Genomic DNA, 20,584 nt, shown 5'->3' on the forward strand with positions numbered 1-20,584 from the left:
ATCGTGGATTATATCGTTTCAAGCGAGCCGTCCAACTCCAGTTGGAAAGGATGGGGTGCAGGTGCAGCTTCCTTTTCCGGCTGTGATACGCGTTCAGCTTCCGCCTGCGGTACTTTAACGGGTTGATCAATATGTTCGCGAAGGAAAGAGTGCACGCTTTCCCGATATAACTTGGGATCAACATGATAAGCGTTCGCATGGATAGCGCCTTCGATAAGAAGAAGTTTTTTCGGGTCCGGTTTAGCCTCGAACATGTCGATACTCATTCGGGTAGGCACGTAATTATCCTTGGTGCCATGGATAAACATAACCGGCAGCGTGCTGTTCCGAACAGCACGGATCGGACTGACTTGATCGAGGCTGAACCCGGCTTTGCGTCGAATTCTGGCGTTAACCCAAGACAGGAACGGCACCGAAGGGATTTTGTTAATGCGCGTAAGCTGATGCCGCATTAAATCCGTCAAATCGGAATACGGGCAATCGGCGATGACAAGTTTAACCTGCGGCTCGGCAATGGACAAGTATTCAAGCACGGTTCCGCCTCCCAGCGATTGACCATGCAGCCCGATGGCCACATCCTGGCCATACTGCCGAATAAGCCAGCGTACCCACGCTTGCACATCGTGTTTCTCATAATAGCCGTAGGTGGTATAACGTCCTTCGCTTCGTCCATGCCGGCGTTGATCGATGAGGAGTACATTATAGCCCTCTTCTGTGAACAAATCGATAAATTGAGTGGATACGGCTCGGGATCCGGTATAACCGTGAGCGAGAAGCATCCAATGCTTGGAGCCGGGATTGTTCTCAATGGCTGCGCCGCACAGCTTCAATCCGTCAAAACTCGTGATAACCACTTCGTTCTTCTGAAGCGACTCATATTGCTTTCTGCTGTATAGTCCGGCTTTTTCGAGAACATTGAACAGCTTGAGATCGTTCTTTACTCTCATCCTTGTAATTTGCAGATATCCGATTTGTGTAATGGCAGCGGCAATGACAACGACGGTGAACAGCAAGACAATCGCGATATACATACTCAGATGATTTTCCTCCTTCTTCCGTACTGTACAAGGGGGGCCGTAACATGCATATTGACGGAAGCCTCCCGAATCCATCAATATAGATACATCTAGGTTCTAAGATGCAGATGGATGACCAGGACACGGATTAAATGTTCGCTATACTCTTTTATACACGCACATAGTATCACCGGAAACAGCCCATACAAGTCAGTTTTTTTGCAAGGAGGTGCGAAAGCCATGTATGTTTGCGAGGGAATCATTCCGGAAATAAATGGCGGGCGAATACGGCTGCGAAGGATGGAGGCGGATGATGCGGAAGCGATGCTGCGCTGTTGGTCCGATCCGAAGACGAGCGCTTTTCTGGATTTGCCTGCCATGCATTCGGCTGAGGATGCAAAGGCATTGATTCATTGGCTGCATCTGCTTGCGGAGCAGGACGAAGCCATCCGCTGGGGCATCGAAGTCATCGACACCGGCCAATTGATCGGCAGCTGCGGGTTTAATATTTGGCAGCTGGAGGGCGCATTCAAGGGCGAGTTCGGCTGTGAGCTCACAAGCGCTTATTGGGGGCAGGGCTTCATGTCGGAGGCGGCCGAAATGGTTGCGGCATTTGGGTACACATCCATGGGACTAAACCGGATTGAAGCTTTTGTTGATCCGAGAAATGAACGGGCATGTCGATGGTTTACGGGGATCGGCTATACGCGCGAAGGACTATTGCGGGATTATCGCCATACGCCAAGCGGTTATGTGGATGCCGTCGTTTTTTCGCGATTAAGAAAAGATTGCCGATAGAGAGGCAGGAGTTGTAATATGCTGATTCAATATGAGAAGGGGAACGCGCTTCTTCATCGATATGATCCATTAAGCAAGCTGGTGATATTATTTTGTACCGCTGTGATAGCCATGCTGCTTGACCAGGCCTGGCAGCAGGCAGTATTCCTCCTGCTATGCATCGGACAAGCCCGACTTGCTGGCCGGGTATCAGGCAAACGGCTGCTGGGTGGGATCCGGCTGATTGCGATGGTTGCGGTGCCCTATTTCATTCTGACCAGCCTGACGGTCAAAGGAGAGACGGTATGGCTGCAGTGGGGACCCATCTCCCTGACGGTGGAGGCGTTAAACGCTGCGGGCGCCATGACGCTCCGGATGTTTACCTTGTTTCTAACCTCGATGGCTTATATCTTGACGACAGATCCGAGAGAACTGGTAGCTGAATTAACCCGACGTCTTCGAATCCCTTATCGGTTTGCGTTTGGCATATCTGCTGCGCTAACCTTCATCCCGCTGTTGGAGGAAGAGGGAACTCATATTCTGGCTGCCCAGCAAGTAAGGGGCCATCGACCTCCCAGGGGCCTCGGTAACCGAGTGCGCTACGGCTTGAAGTTTGTATCGGCTGTACTGCTCAATGCACTGCGGCGTGTGCAACAAACGGCGGGTGCCATGGAATCCAAGGGCTTTGGCGCGTATCCGGACCGAACGTACCGCACGGAGGTTAACATTCCATCTTGGGCGGTCATATCGGCTGTCATGTATATACTGGCAACGGTTTTCGTGTGGTGGATTGTCTAAATTGTTAACCAATAACAATAAAAATTAGGTTGACGTTAAGGGCTGAAGCATGCAAAATATGAAATGAAGCATTCGAAAGCGCTAGTACAGCCGCCCATGGCTGGAAATAAGGAGGACTACATTTGAATTCATCATCATCCCCAAAAAAATGGTTTGCTTTTACGACGCAGGAAATTATTCTGATGGCGATGCTCGCTGCCGTCAATGCTGTTCTAACTGTATACATAGGGCCGGTTAACAAGCTGCTGAACAGTCTTGGCGGACCCATCGCAACCTCGACGACGACGGGCATCTACATGGTATATGGGCTCTTGGCCTATTACATCATTCGTAAACCGGGAACGGCGGTTGTTACGTTTGCGATCGGCGGCACAATACAGGCTCTGACAGGCACGGTATACGGCATCGCTTCGTGTTTTGTGGCCGCAGGCTGCTATATGATCGTGGCAGAGACGATTTTTGCCATCTACCGCCACAAAAAGTGGAGTGCCGGCGTGCTCATGCTGGTTGGCGGCGCGATGGTACCGTTATGGTTCCTATTCGCGGCCAATATGTTCGGATATACGTCCTGGCCGCTTGAAGTGCTTGGCATCGCGCTGGTTGTGCGCATTCTGAGCGGCGTGCTTCTCTGCGGTCTGTTAACCAAAGTGTTAGGAGAGGCGTTAGTGAAGACAGGCCTGCTTCGCCGGTTTGCCGTCGCCGTGAAGGGATAGTTCCATGTCGGGAACAACGGTAACATGCCGGGAACTCGGGTTTATCTATGATGGAGAAGAGCGCCCGGTTATACAGGATCTCCATCTAGAGATCGAGCAGAACGGGTGGGTCGCTATCCTTGGGGCAAGCGGCAGCGGGAAGTCGACGCTTTGCCAGCTGCTGTGCGGCCTTCTTCCACGGAGCGGCGGAGGTACAAGAACAGGGGAAGTGCTGCTGGATGGCATTGATCCTGCAGCGGCGCCGATTGCCGACGTGGCTGAGGCGGTAGGGGTATTGTTTCAGGATCCGGATGCGCAGCTCGTTCAAGGCATCGTAGAGGACGAGGCGGCCTTCGGTCCTGAAAATATGCGGGTTTCACCCGCGGAGATCGAGGAGCGGGTGGTGCGCTCCCTTACGGCGGTCGAGTTGCTGGAGCGCCGGATGGATCCGGTGCGCAGCCTGTCCGGCGGACAGCGGCAGCGGACGGCCATTGCCGCGGTGCTGGCGCTGCGCCCGCGGCTCTTCGTCTTCGACGACGCCTGCGCCAGCCTGGATGCCGCGGCGCAGGCGAACTTCCTGCAGCTGTGCCATAAGCTGCAGGCGGAGGGCCGGACGCTTGTCACCGCGTCCGGCCGCTTTGACGATGTCGCGCGCGCCGCGCAGCGCGTCATCGTCCTGGATGGCGGGACCGTCGTGCTTGACGGTCCGCCGGAGGAGCTGCTGCACCGCTGCGGGGAGCAGCTGGTGCAGCTGGGCTTGCTGCCTCGGCCCGCAGGCGAGGCAGCGGGTGCGTCCGCCGGAGACAAGCCTGTCCCGGCGGCGACTCCCCCGCAATTGGCTGCGCGCCATGCGGGCAAGCCGATCGCCGCAGGTGCCATGCCTGCGGCGGTGCCCCATGCAGAAGGCGGTAGGGAGTCTGCCGCCTCCCCGCTGCTTGAGGTCGATTCGCTAACATTTGCCTATCCCGGGGGCCGGGAGGCGCTGTGTGATATCCATGCGAACATTTACCCCGGCGACTGGGTGCTGTTAACGGGGGAGAACGGCTCCGGCAAAACAACCCTCAGCCGTCTGATCATGGGGCTGCTGCCCGCTCCGGCAGGCAGTATACGCTGGCAAGGGGAAGATACGAAGGGAATGGCCGTCTACCGCAGAGCCGAGATGATCGGTTATGTGTTCCAGCAGCCGGAATATATGTTTACCGCCCCGAATGTATGGGAGGAGCTGATCTACAGTCTTCATGGAGGGCTGCCCATGAAGAAGCGTCCGGAGCTGTCTGCCAGCCAACAGCAACGAGCGAGGTTCCTGTTGGAGAAGGCGGGACTTGCGGATCGGCTTCAGATGTCACCCTACCTGCTCAGTCAGGGTGAGAAGCGCCTCTTAAGCATCATCAGCCAATTGATGCTGGAGAGGTCGCTGTACATCCTGGACGAGCCGACCTCCGGGATGGACTATGCCGCCATCGATAAGGTGATCGAGCTGTGTCATTTTGTCATTGGGGAAGGCTCGGCCATATTGATGATCACTCACGATCCAGAACTCATGAAGAAACATGCTACATCGTTCATTCATCTGAAGAGCGGGAAAAAGTGACTGTGCAACCTTCAAGGTAACCTTTATAATAGAAATATTACATGATATGAAAGCGCTCCTGGTATCGGGAGGCGCTTTTTATGCTGTTGGCCCCGGTTGCACCTTATTTTTCTCTATTAAGGATACATGCCAGAAACCTGTTGCAGCAGGTCTGGGATTATGCCGGGGCTGTCTAGAGTAAAGGGGACGAAGGAACGTGGGTGTATTAAAACAAGACAAACGCGGTTATATCTTGGTTGGTATTCTGTTATCCACCTTTATGGCTGCAATCGAGGGAACGGTTGTCGGTCCGGCAGGTCCGGCGATTATCAGCAGCTTCGGCAGCGTGAGTCTGATGAGCTGGATCTTTACGGCCTATCTGCTGACGATGGCTGTGACGACGCCGATCTTCGGTAAAATAAGCGATTTATATGGACGCAAGCCCGTATTTTTATACGGCTCGCTGATCTTTCTCGTAGGCTCATTACTGTGCGGCCTGTCGCAGAACATGACGCAGCTGATCATATTCAGGGCGATTCAAGGGATCGGGGCGGGCGCCGTCATTCCGGTGACCTTCACGATTGTAGGAGATATTTACAATCTGGAGGAGCGCGGTAAAATTCAGGGGATGATCAGCTCCGTATGGGGAATCTCCTCTCTGATCGGCCCGCTGCTTGGCGGTTATTTTGTCGATTACCTGTCCTGGCACTGGATCTTTGTCTTTAATGTACCGTTTGCGCTGTTATCGATATGGCTGATTTTCCGTTATTTCAAAGAGGAACGCACCACCCGCGAGGTGTCGATCGATTACGGGGGAGCGGCTCTGTTTACCGTTGGGATGACAGCGCTGCTATTTGCGCTCGCGGTAGGAGGCGGAGAGACCTATTCCTGGACTTCTCCATTCATGCTCAGTCTGATCATCGGTTCCGTGGTGCTGCTGCTTGCGTTCCTGGTAGTGGAGAGCAAGGTGAAGGAGCCGATGCTGCCGCTGCATCTGTTCAAGATCAGGGATATTACGGTATCGACGGTGGCCAACATTCTGGTCAGCGCGCTTATCATCGGGTTGACCACGTATTTGCCGCTGTGGATTCAAGGCGTTCGAGGCGGCAACGCGACCTTGTCGGGACTGACATTGGCCCCGATGTCGATCGGATGGCTCATCGGTTCGATTATCAGCGGCCGTTTGATCGTTAAATCCGGCTCCCGGAAAACGGCGATTATCGGCGTCGTATTCCTAATGATCGGAGCGGTGGGGTTGGCTTATATGCATAAGGATACAGCGCTGGGCGTGCTGCTGGTCTTTACTTTCATTTATGGCGTCGGCTTCGGTTATATCTCCACCTTGTTTCAGATCATCGCGCAATCCTCGGTGGGTTATCAGGTTCGGGGAGCGTCCACGGCGCTGAACTCCTTCATTCGGACGTTCGGTCAGACCGTGGGCGTAGCGGTGTTCGGATTATGGGTCAACGCGGGAATTGCGGGCAGACTTGCGGCGGAGCCGGATGCTGCAGGCATTACCAGCGACGACATTAACAAATTGCTCTCTCCGCATGGAATGGCTGAACTGCCTGAAGGGTCAGGTGGTCTGCTGAGCGGAATTCTGGAGGGCAGTCTGAATTCGCTGTTTGTGGTGATGGCCGTAATGGCCGTGATCTGTTTGTTTATCGTGGCCGCCTTCCGCAATGCCCCTCCTGAACCGGAGGCGGAAACGGAAGAGGCGCAGACTTCAATGAAATGATAGATAGACTCTTATTAATAAGAAGAACCCTGATTCCGAGAAGGAGGAAGGGTTCTTCTCTTTGTTTTTTCAGCCTTGCTGGCGTACGATTTGCACCTGTTCCGCATGTTTGCCCATTTTACTCAGAAGCCCAATCAGTTGATACTTCTCTTCCTCATCCAATCCACCCAGGGCATGCTGGATGTGACGTTCATGCAGGGGGTAAAGCTTCTGCATCAATTGTTCTCCGGGCGGAGTCAGCTCTGCGTAAATCACTCTTCTGTCCTCGGGACAGGGCTTGCGGCGTACATATCCTTTTTCGACGAGCTTATCAACCACATAGGTTACGTTTCCGCTCTGCAGGAGCAGCTGTGCCCCGATCTGCTGGATGGGCTGGCGGCCTTTATAGAACAGTACTTCCATTACGGCAAATGAAGTTGGATTAAAGCCTTCGATTTTACTGCCATTCACGACATGTTCGTTGACGCTCTTGAATGACTTGGCAAACACCCGATACAGGTGCATAGCAAGCTGTGTATCGCGTTCATGTGACACCTTCATACATTCTCCCGCCTTTGATATGGACTCATGTCCTGAATTACTTCAAATCTAAGATTACGCTGAAATGAATAAATTCAACATGTGATTTGTCACAATGCAGCCGAAACATTTTCATTCTCCGGCTCCGTATCAACTACACCTCCAGCCCGATACGCCTTCTGAACGCCGATTTTATAATGAAATTATTCAGATAGGATGAAAAGGGTGGGGAACATGAATCAAGCACAAACCGTGGAATCAGAGGGATTAAAACCGCTGCTGCGCAATCGGAACTATATGTTATTGATGGGATCTCAGCTGGTGTCCAACATGGGAGAGTGGCTGTATATCATTGCGCTCTTGACGCTTGTCGGATTGAAATGGCAGGCCGCGCCCTGGGAAATAACGGCGATGACATTATGCATGGCCATTCCCGTTTTGATTGGCGGCCCTGTGGCAGGATGGATCGGTGACCGGTATGACCGCAAAAAAATCATGGTGATATCGGACGGGGTCAGAGTTTTTATCTTGATTGGGGTTTTGTTTGCAGGCAATCTAATACAAATTTATATACTGCTGATCGTTAAAGGCCTGATGGATGTCCTGTTCTCTCCTGCCAAGAGCGGCAAGATTAAAGAGATCGTAGACCCGAAGCACATCGATCAGGCGGTGACGATCAGTTCATCGATTGAGCAGTTGTCCAAGATCATCGGGCCGTCCTTGGGCGGTTTATTACTGGCGTTGTTCGGCATTCAGTTATGCTTCATTATCGATGCCGGCGCTTTTGTCGTATCGGCACTGTTTCTGCTTGGCGTGCCGGGTCGGAAGCAGCTTAAGCAGAAAGGATTGACCGGTGAGTCCCCAAATGAAGGGCATAGTGGACATGACGGACGAAAAAAATCCTTCTTCAAGGAAATCGGGGAAGGGGTTCAGCTGATCTATGGCATACCGCTGCTGCTGGGAGGCGTTGTTACGATATGCGCAGTAGTACTGGTGCTGCAGATGGCTGATTCTCAGATTGTAACCTTGTTCCGGTTGATTCCGAATATATCAGAAGATCTGCTTGGTTACTGTATTTCCGCCAGCGGCCTGGGCACGTTGATCGCAGCCATGTTTGTCCGCAAGTTGAGCTGGAGCACGCTTGCCAAGATGGGAATAGGCGCTGCCGCAGCGGGTTTGGTGTTTGCCGTATGTGCCGTAGTCGTCGTGACCGAAATGCCGCATCTGCTGCAGAGCGTGGTGCTGTTCGGATCCTTCTTTCTGGCGGGTGCAGGTGGAGGCTTCGTGCTTGTACCGTTCCAGATGCTGCTGATGAAGAGGACCCCGGAGCATATGACGAGCCGCGTATTCGGAACAGTCAATAGTCTTACCAGCGGTGCGGCGATCATCGGACCTACGCTCGGCGGCGCTCTCGTTACAGGCCTGGGACCTGTGCCGACTTATATCGTTGCAGGGCTTGGAACTGCTGCAGTGGGTGCCGTGCTGCTGCTGTTCAAAGGCAGAATCGAACGGAAGGATGAAGCCTCTGCCACAGGGAATGGAGTCCATAGGGGCCCTGAAACTTCTACGATGTAATGTAAGAGTATTTCACTAAATGCAACGAATCCCCGTCCATCTGCGTAATACTGAGAATAGGATTAATGGATGGGGTGTTAAGATGCATAAGATTCAAGAGAATGGACTTGAGCCCGAGCCGGTGCTGAAGGTGGATATTCAGCAGGCGGGTTACGAACCAGGTCGCCCGCGCATACGGGATATATCGTTTCAAGTGGTACCCGGCGAACTGCTGGGGTTGATCGGACCGAATGGAGCCGGAAAAAGCACGACCATTAAAACGGTGCTGGGGCTGCTTAAAGATAGTAAGGCCGACGTCTTTATTGCAGGCCATCCTCCCCGATATGCTTACGTTCCCGAGCAGCCGGTGTTTTACGAGGAATTGACGCTATGGGAGCATCTGGATTTGGCAGCTGCCGCATTTGGAATGGATGATGAACATTTCGAAGCACAGGCTGATCAGCTTCTCCGTCAGTTTGGAATGGAGTCGGTGCGCAATGAACTGCCAGGAGGCTTCTCCAAAGGAATGAAGCAGAAGATGATGCTGATGATCGGCTTTCTCTCCAAGCCAGACGTCTATATTGTAGATGAACCGTTTATCGGATTGGATCCCCGGGCCACCCGAGATTTTTTGAATCTGCTGCTTGAGGAGAGACGCCGGGGAGCCGGTGTATTGATGTCTACCCATGTGCTGGATACCGCAGAGAAAATTTGCGATCGCTTTGTGCTCATATCCGGCGGCCGGATTGCTTCGGAGGGCACGTTGGATCAAATCCGCCAGGCCGCTGATCTTCCCGGCGCATCGTTGTTTGATTGCTTCGATGCGCTGACATGAGGGAGGTGATGGATATGGATCGATCCTATCATTTTAGCCATCCGGGCGCTCTCTTTTGGCGAAGGGTAACCGCTCATTGGAAGAATCAACGCGATAATCTGGCAACCGTGGTCGACTGGATCGTGATGCTGTACATCATTGTTCCGGGTCTGCTGCTGGGAGGCGGGCTCTACCGCGAGTTATGGACGAGCCCGCTTCCCGGATGGGCACAGTTCTTCCCGCTGCAGGCGGTGGTAGGCATCCTGCTCTTTATGTTCTCCGGTAGAGTGCTGCTGTTCCTGGAAGAGGCTGACGTGTTGTTTCTTCGGCAGCAGGGGGGATGGATGAAGGGCTTAATGATCAGAGGCATGGTATACAGCCATACGGTCTCAGCAATCAAGGGATTGGTCGTTACAGTGCTTGTGCTGCCAATCCTGGTCAGGGAACATGGGATAACCGGTATTGTTCTGGTGACCTTGCTGATGATTACAGTTGTATGCGCCTGGTGCGCGAATCTATTAACCGCTATGATTCGTTCCAGCTATAAAGGCTGGCGGAAACATGTGCTGACTTATATCGTACGCTGGCTCTCATTCGGACTGCTGGCACTGCTTGTTACATTTTGGCTTGAGTCCTACGTTGTACTGTGGGCAGCTTCCTTGATTCTGCTCTTGGTGCTGTTTCTTCTTAGCCGCAAGCGTCTTGCCATGCAAGGGACCTTCATCGCAGATGCGCGTGAGGATGCGAAGACAAGGATCCAGTTGACGGAGAAGCTGCTCATTCAAGCTGTCGGTAAACCTCCCAGCGTACGAAGTAAAACCTGGTTTATGCGCAAGTCCGGCCGGTTGTTCAAAGGTACGGCGGAGAAGAGGCTTGCCGATGCGGGGTTAAAGGCGATTTTGCGCCACTCTGAGAGCTTATTATTATATATTCAGATTACGCTGGTCGGCATCCTGGCCGTCTGGCTGCCGCCGACGATCATCAAAATCATCGTATATCTTGCTCTGGTATTGATGATGTCATATTGGCTGAATACAAGGTGGGCATTGTTCGCCAAAGCCGAATTTATGCAGGTGCTCCCGTTTACGAATCAGCAGCATCGTTCGGCTGGTGTTCTCGCGGTCCGAACCTTACTCGCTCTTCCCGCCTTTCTTTATTCGCTCATGACAGGGCTAACGCTTTTACAAGGGGGAATGGGATGGCTCGCCGCGCTTGTATTGACTGTGCTGGCTGTCATGGTCGCGCCCTCGCTCATGTCCTGGCCGGTCTACAAGGAGGAGAGACACCCGCAAGAATAATAAAAAGCGCGCTGGAATGCTCCAATGGATGGGGCATACAGCGCGCTTTATTTTAAGATATCAGAAAGTATAAACTTCGAAGCTTGTGACTTCCTGATATCGCAAGAAAAACTTCCTCTAACTGCGGTCTGTCATCTGTGAGAGTACGTCGATAGACGTTTTTCTTATTATTTGTTTATCACTGCGACTTCGGCTGCATGCTTGCCTGCCGTATAACCGGTTGCAAAAGCGGCCGTAATATTGTAACCGCCGGTGTATCCGTGAATATCCAGAATTTCACCACAGAAGAAGAGCCCGGGCATCAGCTTGGATTCCATGCTTTTGGGTTGGACTTCCTTGAGGCTGACGCCGCCGCCTGTCACGAAGGCCTCCTTCAGCGAACGGGTGCCCGAAGCGCGGAACGTGAACTTTTTTAGAATGGAGGCAAAGGTTGTCAGCGCCGTTTTGGAGATACCGCTGCAGATCATGTCGCTGTCGATGGACGACTTGGATAGCAGCAGGGGGATCATTCGTTCCGGCAGCATGCCCTTGAGCACGTTTTTGATGCTCTTTCTTGGCTCATCCTCCAGTCGCCATTTGAGCTCGGCCTCAAGCTCCGCTTGGGAGCGGTCGGGGAACATATCGATGCCCATGTCCACATTCACGATATCAAACTTCCGCTGCACCTGGCGGATGAACTGACTGCAGCGCAGCGCGATCGGACCGGACACTCCGAAATGGGTGAACAGCATATCTCCCCGGTGGGCAATCACTTTTTTTCCTTTCGGATTCCAGACGGACAGCTCAACATCCCGCAGTGACAAGCCCTGCAGCTCTTTAGAGGCAATAAAAGGCTCGGTGGAGACGATAGGCACTTCAGTTGGATACAGCTCCGTGATGGTATGTCCTGCCGCCTCAGCCCATGGATAGCCGTCCCCCGTGGAACCGGTTTGAGGCACGGATTGTCCACCCGTTGCAATAATCACACAGGAAGACTTGATTACTTCCCCGGATTTCAGTTCGACCCCGGCCGTCCGGCCGTTCGCATAGAGAACGCTCTTCACCGGACTGTTTGTCCGGATACCGGTACCAAGCTCCTTCACTTTGCCAATCAAGGCATTCACAACGCTCGAGGCTTTATCCGTCACAGGAAACATGCGCCCGTTGTCCTCTTCTTTGAGGCGAATGCCAAGCCCCTCAAAAAAAGACATGATATCCTTGTTGTTCCAATGCTGAAAAGCACTATATAAGAAACGGCCGTTTCCCGGGATGTTGGCAATCAATTCATCCTGTTCTTTGGCGTTCGTCACATTGCATCTTCCGCCGCCCGATATGCCAAGTTTACGGCCCAGTTTATCTCCTTTGTCGATTAGCAGAACGGAAGCTCCTCTTTCCCCTGCAGCAACGCAGGACATCAATCCGGAAGGTCCGCCGCCGACGACAATAATATCATAATCAAGCATGTTTGCTCATAGCTCCTTTGGGGGTATATCAATTAATAGATGAATCTTATTATATAGGATATTTGCGAATTATCCCAAACCTCATGAAAAGGACACAGGATGGAGTTTCCCCAGGCTTCGAATGAGAAATTACAATATATTGTAATATGATGTCGCCTATGCTTTAATCAGAAATATTAGATGCGTTGTCCAATTGAGGTGATCGATCGCTGTGCTGAGCCTATGGAAAGATATTTTGCTGCAAGTTTTGCTGTCTGGTACACTCATCTTTCATCTGCCGCTTCTCCTCGACAGACATCTAAAGTGCCTGAACAAGAAGAATCCGGATGATCTGCTTCGCTTTCGCCAACATATTGTCATTGCATGCGGAATCAGTACTGTATTATGCGTCTTGATCTCGGCTATGAACGATTATTACGTTCCGATCCATCTTGGCGTAATCCCGTTATTTTTAGGCATATTATATGGAAGTCGGCGTTCAGGTCTATGTCTTGCAGCTATATATATCACAAGCTATGGGCTGATGAACGGCTGGTCCACGATCGGCCTCATTCTGTATATGCTGGTTCTAGGGTACTCGCTATTACCCTGGATTACCTCCAATTTCAAGAAAGGCTCCATGACCGAAAAGATTTGTTGGCTGTGGAGCGCGCTTATTCCGGCTATGCTGATTATTGTAGCCTCCCACGCGATTGAAGGAAAGGTTAACCAGTATGCTCTGAATCCGGATACGATTCTGATAACCATTCTGTATATGCTGATCGGTATTTTTTATTCTGGAATGATTGTGTACTGGATCGAATTAACATGTGAGCGCCTAGGCGCAGGTCAATACGATGTGAAGGTCAAAGAGTGGTCATCTTTAACAAAAATGATGGAGATGATTCCTTTAGGAATGGTTGCGGTGGATCGAAGCGGCAATATCATTGCCTTTAATCAACCGCTTATCCGCAGCTTTCGAAACGTCTTTCCTAATCTGACGACCAAGGATGTCATCGGCAGACCATTATTTGACTTATTGGACGGCATGATTCAAAAGGAGCATCTGCGCAGCCGGTTTCAGAGAGCTATGGATGGAATCGAAAGCACCGGCGAGATTATGCGAAGCGCTACCCGGGTGTATTCCACCGGCATCTATCCACTTATACATAATGGGAACGGAGACATCTTGGGTGCGGTAGGAGTTATGGAAGACATTACGGAGCTGGAGAGGCTTCGCACGGAATTTATGAATGTAGAGCGTTTAAGCTTGGTTGGCCAAATGGCGGCAAGTATTACCCATGAGATTCGCAATCCGATGGCTGTCGTGCGCGGATTTTTGCAGCTGATGCAGGAGAAGAGTCCTGATACGCTGGACCATTATTACCGGATCGTCATGGAGGAGCTTGATCGGGCCAACGGTATCATCAGCGATTTTTTATCCCTCGCCCAAAACCGGGTGGCAGAAAAAGAAGAGTGTCACCTTCATGACATTATCCATGAGCTCAATCCGCTCTTGTGGGCCGACGCGAATTTGCGCGGACAGAGCATTGAGCTGAAACTCGGAACCGAAATTCCCCATCTGTACCTGAATACCAAGGAAATGAAACAGCTGATTCTGAATTTATGCCGAAACGGGATGGAGGCTATGGACGATAAGGGAACGTTGACAATTGAAACTCGGATGGAAGGAGATCGGGCGCAGCTGTACGTTGCGGATACCGGAATCGGCATCTCGGAGAATGAGCTGGAGCGCTTGTTTGAACCATTCTTTACGACGAAGAGCAAGGGAACGGGGCTTGGACTCGCCCTGTGCATGAGCATTGTACAGCGTCATCATGGAACCATTGATGTGAAGTCGAAGCTTGGCGAGGGAACGGTTTTCATTATTTCTTTTCCTCTTCACTCGTACCCGCAAGGTTTGCCGGAATCCCAGAGCGCTGCCGCTTTCGAATAAACAGATTGGTAATTAGGCATCATAAGGCAGAGCTTAGGGTAAAGGAGGGATTCGGATGAGTAAAAATGATTCCAAGCAACAAGAGCAGCAGGAGCGTGAAAACAAAGATCGCCGTGGTGAGCCCATCGTTGACAAGAAAAAAGATGGGGTAAACTATCCTGCTACCTAGTTCAACCAATGGAACATGAAAAACGGGCGGTATCCTATTTTGTGATGCTGCTCGTTTTGTATTTTCTTGCTTTCACTCTTTAGGATTGTATAATATAGATATCGATGAGCTGTTATAATTCGAACAATCTTGTTTATATAAGGAGTGAAGAGTTATGGGTATGTCTTTTGACCGATATATGCGCGATATGGTTCAACCGATGCGGGATGAGCTGACCAGCTTGGGAATCAAGGAACTGACAACACCTGAAGAGGTAGAGGAAGTTCTTCCTACAGCGAAAGGTACAACGCTGGTCGTTGTAAACTCCGTATGCGGCTGCGCAGCAGGGCAAGCGCGTCCTGGTGTAGCCATAGCGCTTGAGAACCAGGTGAAGCCGGATCAATTGTTTACCGTGTTCGCCGGACAGGATAAGGAAGCAACGGCTAAAGCACGTGAGTATTTTGCTCCGTATCCTCCATCCTCCCCATCGATTGCTCTGTTGAAGGACGGGGAATTGGTGCACTTTATTGAGCGTCATCAAGTGGAGAATCGTTCTGCAGAAGAAATCGCGGCGGATTTGACCGACGCATTCAATCGCTACTGCCAGTAATCCGGCAGTTACATAGGCCCCGAAGCATTCGGCATATTCCGAAGCCGCGGGGCTTTTGTTATAGATATAGAATTTATAAGTTATCTAGCTAAGCTGATGAAATTCTATATCGCAAGAAAAACTTCCCGCTAAATGCGGTCTGTCTTCTGAGGAAGTACGTCGATAGACGTTTTTATTATAGATATAGAATTTATAAGTTATCTAGCTACGCTGATGAAATTCTATATCGCAAGAAAAACTTCCCGCTAAACGCGGTCTGTCTTCTGAGGAAGTACGTCGATAGACGTTTTTCTTTTATCAATGAAGTACTTCAGAAAGAGAGAACATACTGAAAGGAGTCATATATCATGAGCCTACAAGAACAAATTATCGCAGAGCTGGGTGTCAAACCTACCATTAATGTGGAGGAAGAGGTACGCAAGCGCGTTGACTTTCTGAAAACCTATGTAAAGAACTCGGGCACTTCCGGACTGCTGATCGCCATTAGCGGCGGGATTGATTCGGCCGTGGCTGCCGGTCTGTGCAAGCGGGCCACCGATGAACTCACGGAGGAGATTGGCAAGGAATACAAGACACTCGGGGTGTTCCAGCCATACGGCGAGCAGGCTGATATTTCAGACAGCTATGCGACAGCGAAGGCCTTCGATTTGAAACATACCGTCGAGACGAATATCGAGGAAACGGTGAACGAAATAGCTTTGGAGGTTGAGCATGGCCTGAAAAATATCGGGGTCCATAAGCATATGAGTATTCCGGGTAAAGGCAATGTGAAGGCCAGAGTGCGTATGGTGGTACAATATGCGCTGGCATTCGAGCAGAATTTGATCGTGGTCGGTACGGATCATGCTTCCGAGGCGATTACCGGCTTCTATACCAAGTGGGGTGATGGAGCAGTGGACATTACGCCGCTGAGTTCCTTGAACAAGCGTCAGGTTCGTATGCTTGCATCCTATTTAGGAGTTCCGAAATCGATTCTGGATAAAGCCCCTTCTGCCGGCCTTTGGGAAGGTCAAACAGACGAGAAAGAGCTCGGAATCAGCTACGAGGATAACAGCGATTACCTGGAAGGTAAGACAATTGATCCTGATGTTCAGCAGAAACTCGAGAGTTATTACGTCAAAACCGCACACAAGCGCAATACGATTCCAGGCATCTAACATACGAATATCCAGGCAACCAGCCTTCCGGTGGAATAACCTCCGGAAGGCTAGTTTATTTAGCGCGGCACTAGGTATATATGATATTGTAGGTCGGTTTGAGAACGCCGTTGGCATATTGCTTCATATCGACCAGTTCGAGTTTTAGCCGCGGTTTGACACTGCCGAACAACGGAACCCCGTCACCAACCATTACCGGGTTTACCTTTAATACAAGCTGATCGATCAGTTGATGCTGAAGCAGGCTTCCTGCCAATTCCCCGCCGCCGCACAGCCACAGCTTGCCGTCTGTCTGTTGTTTAAGATTATGGATGTACGGGATGGCGTCCTCCTTGACTAATTCAACTTCTTCATTGGATTCGAATTCTAATGAGCGTGAGAATATATAATGCTTGAGTCCTTTGTAACCAGGCTCTCCTGGCTTAGCCCCCATCTTAAATCCAAACTCATACGTTTTACCGCCCATCAGCACAGCCTCAAACTCCTGGATTTCTGCCAAGAAGTCCGGAACATGCTCTCCATCGAATAAAAAGAGAGTTCGGTCGATCCTTCCATCCATCATGGCTTGATCGGCGATAAAATAGTCAAGCGAAACAGCCACGTGATAAATCAATGAGCCCATAATATGGTTCCCCTTTCACCATGCTATTTTGTACAGTCTATATAGATGAAATTTGAAATACAACAAATTTATTTAATTCATGTTGTTGTAACACCGTTGGTCTCGCGTTGACGTACATCGACTGATACAATAAGTAAGAGTATATTTTTTGGACAGGAAGACTGGATCCATGAAGGAGAGCGGACGATTGTGATCTACGGAATCGGACATGATGTGCTGGACATGAAGCGAATGGAGATGTTGATGACAGGCCCGCATGGAGAAAGATTCATGAAGCGCGTGCTTACGCAGGGTGAGCAGGTCATTGCCGCCGGTAAGGGGGCGAAACGGACGGAGTTTGTTGCCGGGCGCTTTGCTGCCAAAGAGGCGATATCCAAAGCCTTTGGCTCCGGAATTGGAGGTATAATCGGGTTCCGTGACATAGAAGTGCTGCCGGGTGTTCTTGGCAGGCCTGAGACTCGACTATCCCAGGAAGCCTGGGAACGCCTCGGAATGGAGGAGTCCGCACATTATGCGATTCATTTGACGATTTCGCATCAGACCACGCTGGCTTCCGCTTTCGCCGTGGTTGAGAAGATAAAGTAAGGTTGACGAAGGAGATTACTTATAGATGCATAATACGGAACACAAACAATACTTCAGCCAAGAGCTGCTGGATTGGTATGAGATCAACAAAAGGGATTTGCCATGGCGCCGGCATCGTGATCCCTACTATATATGGGTATCTGAAATTATGCTGCAGCAGACCCGGGTGGACACGGTAATCCCATATTTCCACCGGTTTATCGAGCGGTTTCCAACGATTCAGTCGCTTGCGGATGCGCCGGAGGACGATGTGTTGAAGTGCTGGGAGGGCCTTGGCTATTATTCCCGGGCACGCAACCTACAGGCTGCCGCAAGGCAGGTGACAGAGCAGTATGGGGGCGTTATGCCGAGCGGCAAAGATGAAGTGTCGGGACTTAAAGGCATTGGTCCATATACCTCGGGTGCCATTCGCAGCATTGCATTCAATATTCCTGCCGCAGCAGTGGACGGTAACGTCATGCGTGTGCTGTCCCGCTATTTTTTGATTGAAGAAGATATTATGAAAGTGAAGACCCGCACCAAGATGGAGGAGCTGGTGCTGACGCTGGTTCCGGATGGGCGAGCATCGGATTTCACCCAGGCGTTAATGGAACTGGGGGCGTTGATCTGTACGCCGAAGTCCCCCAAATGTCTGGTATGCCCTGTGATGGAGCATTGTACAGCACGGTTTGAGGGCAAAGAGGAGTCCCTTCCTATTAAGACGAAGGCCAAGCCGCCACGTCCTGAATACCGCCTCACGGCCATTGTAGAAGGCACTGGCGTGCACGAAGGGAAGATTCTGATCCGCAAGCGTCCATCCACCGGTTTATTGGCAGGGATGTGGGAGCTGCCGCATGTGATCGTGTCGACCGAGGGGAGCGGCGTGCCGGTCGTGATGTCCGAGGAGACGGCGATGAGCCGCTTGCGTCATGCCTTGCTGGAGGAAGGAGTTCCGATCCTGCCGATGGGCCATGTGATGGACGCCGAGCATACCTTTAGCCATATTCAATGGCATATGGGCGTGTACCGCTGTAAATGGCAGGATGTGCCGCCGGAAGCCCTGGAAGTAGCAGAGAGTGCAGCGGCATATGAGACAGGCGAAGAGAGCTTTCGCTGGATTCACGTTCATGACATGGAACGCTACGCATTTCCGAATGTGTTCATTCGGATTCTGAACTCGTATTTCTCATCTTAAAGCCTTATTTCCCTTGCAATGGGAGATATAATGTTGAAACGGCTTGTAAGGAGTAGTGGAGATTTTGCATAGCTGGAAGAATGCGCTTCTTTACATTTTTGGCATCGGGGTTTCCAATCTGGGAAACTGGATCTATCTGGTCGCGATTAATTTGCTTGTGCTGCATATGACAGGTTCTCCTGCGGCAGTGGCTGGATTGTTTATCATCCGGCCGCTCGCAACCCTGTTTACCAACTCCTGGGCGGGCAGTATTATTGACCGGGCGAATAAGCGCAGGCTTATGATCACCACCGATGTGATCCGGGGGGCTTTGATTGCCCTTATCCCCTTCATGTCCTCGGTTTGGGGCATCTACTGTATCATGTTTCTGATTAACGTTGCGGGGGCTTTCTTCGGGCCTACGTCCATGACATATATAACGAAGCTGATCCCGGCAGAGGAACGAAAGCGGTTCAACGCATGGTCCAGCTTTACGACATCCGGCGCGGTGCTGCTTGGACCCGCTATATCCGGTCTATTGATCGCTTATACGGACATTCGGATCAGCATCTTCATCAATGCCGTATCTTTCTTCATCTGCGCGCTTGTCATTTACTTCCTTCCCGATGTGGATGGAAAGGAAAGCGCAGGCAATGGACGGGATGCCATCACAATGAAGACACTGCTTCAGGACTGGGCTGCGGTTATTGATTTCGGAAAAGCGGCGAAGTATTTTATGCTTGTATACTCGTTATTTCAATCTGCCATGCTGCTAGGCTTCGCGCTCGATTCCCAAGAGGCAACCCTTTATTAAACAGGTATTGCTCCTCGGCGACGAGGATTACGGACTACTCGTCAGCGTAGCCGGAGCTGGGTATTTGGCCGGCTCAGCGGCTGCGTCTCTAACTGTCAAATGGCTATCATTGCGCATGTTTATCGGGGCTGGTGTGCTTCTATCGAGTGCCGGGTATATGATCTTCTATGCCGCATCCGGCCTCCTGACGGCCGTTATCGGCTTTATCGCGTTTGGTTTCTTCTCTTCGTATGCGAATGCGGGATATACTACCTTTTTTCAAAATCAGGTGCCTATTGATCTGATGGGGCGCTTTACGAGCGTGACCCGCTTATTGGAAGGGATGCTGCAGATTCTCTTAACACTTCTGCTCGGTTTTGCCGCCGATGCCTGGCCGCTGCAGGCCGTATGCCTGATCGGTGCAGGTGCAGCCGTCCTGATCTCGGTCATTCTGCTGGTGGTCATCTATGCACCATCCAAGGTCCGCCATTATGAGTCAGGCTCTGCAGCAGCGGTAAATAACACGTAACAGCATGATATCGATATAGAGAAAGGCTGCTTTCGCAGTAGACAGGGTCTACAGCTGAAAGCAGCCTTTTTTGGTATGATATCGGTTTTTAGTTAAGCGATATTTATTTCGCGTTATCGTAACGTTTGCCGACTTCTTCCCAGTTCACTACATTCCAGAATGCGGAGATGTAATCAGGGCGTTTGTTTTGATATTTCAGGTAGTAAGCATGCTCCCAAACGTCCAGGCCGAGGAGAGGTGTTTGACCTTCCATGATCGGGCTGTCTTGGTTCGGTGTGCTGGTTACTGCCAGTTTGCCGTCTTTAACAACGAGCCAAGCCCAGCCGCTGCCGAAACGGGTTGTAGCCGCTTTTGCGAAATCTTCTTTGAATTTATCAAAGCCGCCCAGTTCACTGTTGATGGCATCAGCCAAAGCGCCAGTCGGTTGTCCGCCGCCGTTTGGTCCGATAACTTCCCAGAACAGGGAGTGGTTAGCATGGCCGCCGCCGTTGTTGCGAACCGCTGTGCGGATGCTTTCCGGTACAGCGTCAAGGTTAGAGATCAGATCCTCAAGGGATTTGCCTTGAAGCTCAGGAGCGTTCTCAAGAGCAGCGTTCAAGTTGGTTACGTAGGTATTATGGTGGCGATCATGGTGGATCTCCATCGTTTGTGCGTCGATATGAGGCTCGAGCGCGTCGTTTGCGTAAGGAAGTGCTGGTAATTGAAATGCCATAGTAAAAACCTCCTGTAAATTTAGTTTTTGGTTATGATGAAAGGGTCTTCCTTCATCAGGAAGTCTTTATCATCCCGGAGACGTAATATGTAATCCGGCTACACTACATATATTAAACCGT

At 51.2% G+C, this 20,584-nt stretch carries 18 protein-coding genes and 1 pseudogene; 14 read left to right on the forward strand and 5 right to left on the reverse strand.

The features are described from left to right. Positions 1-8: 8 nt before the first annotated feature. Positions 9-1,031, reverse strand: a complete 1,023-nt coding sequence (locus NYE54_RS04400) for an alpha/beta hydrolase (RefSeq protein WP_339270312.1) — start codon at positions 1,029-1,031, stop codon at positions 9-11. Positions 1,032-1,256: 225 nt separating this feature from the next. Between NYE54_RS04400 and NYE54_RS04405 the strand changes: the two genes are divergently transcribed. The 5 genes from NYE54_RS04405 to NYE54_RS04425 all read left to right on the forward strand — a co-directional run bounded on the left by NYE54_RS04405 (position 1,257) and on the right by NYE54_RS04425 (position 6,591). Beyond that, the gene (locus tag NYE54_RS04405) at positions 1,257-1,814 is read left to right on the forward strand and encodes a GNAT family protein (protein ID WP_339270314.1); all 558 of its coding nucleotides are present in this window, start codon (positions 1,257-1,259) and stop codon (positions 1,812-1,814) included. A gap of 18 nt (positions 1,815-1,832) precedes the next feature. Then, on the forward strand, positions 1,833-2,591 hold the full coding sequence (locus NYE54_RS04410; RefSeq protein WP_339270315.1) for an energy-coupling factor transporter transmembrane component T: 759 nt from the start codon (positions 1,833-1,835) through the stop codon (positions 2,589-2,591). Between the two features lie 182 nt (positions 2,592-2,773). Next, positions 2,774-3,304: an ECF transporter S component gene (locus NYE54_RS04415; protein ID WP_076326035.1), complete on the forward strand. Its 531-nt coding sequence runs from the start codon at positions 2,774-2,776 to the stop codon at positions 3,302-3,304. Between the two features lie 4 nt (positions 3,305-3,308). Then, positions 3,309-4,874: an ABC transporter ATP-binding protein gene (locus NYE54_RS04420; RefSeq protein WP_339270316.1), complete on the forward strand. Its 1,566-nt coding sequence runs from the start codon at positions 3,309-3,311 to the stop codon at positions 4,872-4,874. 196 nt (positions 4,875-5,070) lie between these two features. Then, entirely contained in the window at positions 5,071-6,591 is a 1,521-nt protein-coding gene (locus NYE54_RS04425) for an MDR family MFS transporter (protein ID WP_339270318.1), read from the forward strand. 69 nt (positions 6,592-6,660) lie between these two features. Here NYE54_RS04425 and NYE54_RS04430 read toward each other — a convergent pair whose 3' ends face one another. Then, entirely contained in the window at positions 6,661-7,131 is a 471-nt protein-coding gene (locus NYE54_RS04430; protein ID WP_076325923.1) for a MarR family transcriptional regulator, read from the reverse strand. Positions 7,132-7,344: 213 nt separating this feature from the next. On the opposite strand from NYE54_RS04430, the gene NYE54_RS04435 reads away from it, so the two are divergent. From NYE54_RS04435 to NYE54_RS04445, 3 genes are all read left to right on the forward strand, one after another. After that, positions 7,345-8,685: an MFS transporter gene (locus NYE54_RS04435; RefSeq protein WP_339270320.1), complete on the forward strand. Its 1,341-nt coding sequence runs from the start codon at positions 7,345-7,347 to the stop codon at positions 8,683-8,685. Between the two features lie 82 nt (positions 8,686-8,767). Then, positions 8,768-9,499: an ABC transporter ATP-binding protein gene (locus tag NYE54_RS04440; RefSeq protein ID WP_339270322.1), complete on the forward strand. Its 732-nt coding sequence runs from the start codon at positions 8,768-8,770 to the stop codon at positions 9,497-9,499. 14 nt (positions 9,500-9,513) lie between these two features. Further along, a complete protein-coding gene (locus NYE54_RS04445) occupies positions 9,514-10,776 on the forward strand; it encodes an ABC transporter permease (protein ID WP_339270324.1) in 1,263 nt (420 codons plus the stop codon). Positions 10,777-10,943: 167 nt separating this feature from the next. Here the strand turns inward: NYE54_RS04445 and NYE54_RS04450 are convergent, their stop codons facing one another. After that, positions 10,944-12,218: an NAD(P)/FAD-dependent oxidoreductase gene (locus NYE54_RS04450; protein WP_339270326.1), complete on the reverse strand. Its 1,275-nt coding sequence runs from the start codon at positions 12,216-12,218 to the stop codon at positions 10,944-10,946. Between the two features lie 211 nt (positions 12,219-12,429). Between NYE54_RS04450 and NYE54_RS04455 the strand changes: the two genes are divergently transcribed. From NYE54_RS04455 to nadE, 3 genes are all read left to right on the forward strand, one after another. Continuing rightward, a complete protein-coding gene (locus NYE54_RS04455; protein WP_339270328.1) occupies positions 12,430-14,154 on the forward strand; it encodes an ATP-binding protein in 1,725 nt (574 codons plus the stop codon). A 323-nt stretch (positions 14,155-14,477) separates the two neighbouring features. After that, positions 14,478-14,912 carry a BrxA/BrxB family bacilliredoxin gene (locus NYE54_RS04460; protein ID WP_076325917.1) on the forward strand — a complete coding sequence of 145 codons (435 nt, stop codon included), beginning with the start codon at positions 14,478-14,480 and terminating at the stop codon, positions 14,910-14,912. 347 nt (positions 14,913-15,259) lie between these two features. After that, positions 15,260-16,069 (forward strand): ammonia-dependent NAD(+) synthetase, encoded by an 810-nt coding sequence (gene nadE / locus NYE54_RS04465; RefSeq protein WP_076325916.1) that lies wholly within the window; start codon positions 15,260-15,262, stop codon positions 16,067-16,069. 70 nt (positions 16,070-16,139) lie between these two features. On the opposite strand, the gene NYE54_RS04470 is transcribed toward nadE, so the two are convergent. Beyond that, complete coding sequence (locus NYE54_RS04470; protein WP_339270330.1) at positions 16,140-16,691, reverse strand: dihydrofolate reductase family protein; 552 nt, start codon at positions 16,689-16,691, stop codon at positions 16,140-16,142. 189 nt (positions 16,692-16,880) lie between these two features. Here NYE54_RS04470 and acpS point away from each other — a divergent pair, with 189 nt between their 5' ends. The 3 genes and pseudogenes from acpS (at position 16,881) to NYE54_RS04485 (ending at position 19,751) form a co-directional block, all read left to right on the forward strand. Then, on the forward strand, positions 16,881-17,276 hold the full coding sequence (gene acpS / locus NYE54_RS04475) for a holo-ACP synthase (RefSeq protein WP_339270332.1): 396 nt from the start codon (positions 16,881-16,883) through the stop codon (positions 17,274-17,276). A gap of 25 nt (positions 17,277-17,301) precedes the next feature. Beyond that, positions 17,302-18,450 (forward strand): A/G-specific adenine glycosylase, encoded by a 1,149-nt coding sequence (gene mutY, locus NYE54_RS04480; protein WP_339270334.1) that lies wholly within the window; start codon positions 17,302-17,304, stop codon positions 18,448-18,450. Positions 18,451-18,514: 64 nt separating this feature from the next. After that, positions 18,515-19,751, forward strand: a pseudogene (locus NYE54_RS04485) (MFS transporter). A gap of 103 nt (positions 19,752-19,854) precedes the next feature. Here NYE54_RS04485 and NYE54_RS04490 read toward each other — a convergent pair. After that, entirely contained in the window at positions 19,855-20,463 is a 609-nt protein-coding gene (locus tag NYE54_RS04490) for a superoxide dismutase (RefSeq protein WP_339270336.1), read from the reverse strand. Between the last annotated feature and the right edge of the window lie 121 nt (positions 20,464-20,584).

It is taken from the genome of Paenibacillus sp. FSL K6-1330, from assembly GCF_037976825.1.
Classification (GTDB): Bacteria; Bacillota; Bacilli; order Paenibacillales; family Paenibacillaceae; genus Paenibacillus_AQ.

Excerpts from the sequence above, each read along its gene's own strand:
- NYE54_RS04470 (WP_339270330.1), bottom strand. The coding sequence starts at position 16,691 with ATGGGCTCATTGATTTATCACGTGGCTGTTTCGCTTGACTATTTTATC.
- NYE54_RS04420 (WP_339270316.1), top strand. The coding sequence starts at position 3,309 with ATGTCGGGAACAACGGTAACATGCCGGGAACTCGGGTTTATCTATGAT.
- NYE54_RS04410 (WP_339270315.1), top strand. The coding sequence starts at position 1,833 with ATGCTGATTCAATATGAGAAGGGGAACGCGCTTCTTCATCGATATGAT.
- NYE54_RS04400 (WP_339270312.1), bottom strand. The coding sequence starts at position 1,031 with ATGTATATCGCGATTGTCTTGCTGTTCACCGTCGTTGTCATTGCCGCT.
- NYE54_RS04490 (WP_339270336.1), bottom strand. The coding sequence starts at position 20,463 with ATGGCATTTCAATTACCAGCACTTCCTTACGCAAACGACGCGCTCGAG.
- NYE54_RS04450 (WP_339270326.1), bottom strand. The coding sequence starts at position 12,218 with ATGCTTGATTATGATATTATTGTCGTCGGCGGCGGACCTTCCGGATTG.
- NYE54_RS04435 (WP_339270320.1), top strand. The coding sequence starts at position 7,345 with ATGAATCAAGCACAAACCGTGGAATCAGAGGGATTAAAACCGCTGCTG.
- NYE54_RS04430 (WP_076325923.1), bottom strand. The coding sequence starts at position 7,131 with ATGAAGGTGTCACATGAACGCGATACACAGCTTGCTATGCACCTGTAT.
- nadE (WP_076325916.1), top strand. The coding sequence starts at position 15,260 with ATGAGCCTACAAGAACAAATTATCGCAGAGCTGGGTGTCAAACCTACC.
- NYE54_RS04445 (WP_339270324.1), top strand. The coding sequence starts at position 9,514 with ATGGATCGATCCTATCATTTTAGCCATCCGGGCGCTCTCTTTTGGCGA.
- NYE54_RS04440 (WP_339270322.1), top strand. The coding sequence starts at position 8,768 with ATGCATAAGATTCAAGAGAATGGACTTGAGCCCGAGCCGGTGCTGAAG.
- NYE54_RS04405 (WP_339270314.1), top strand. The coding sequence starts at position 1,257 with ATGTATGTTTGCGAGGGAATCATTCCGGAAATAAATGGCGGGCGAATA.
- NYE54_RS04460 (WP_076325917.1), top strand. The coding sequence starts at position 14,478 with ATGGGTATGTCTTTTGACCGATATATGCGCGATATGGTTCAACCGATG.
- NYE54_RS04415 (WP_076326035.1), top strand. The coding sequence starts at position 2,774 with ATGGCGATGCTCGCTGCCGTCAATGCTGTTCTAACTGTATACATAGGG.
- mutY (WP_339270334.1), top strand. The coding sequence starts at position 17,302 with ATGCATAATACGGAACACAAACAATACTTCAGCCAAGAGCTGCTGGAT.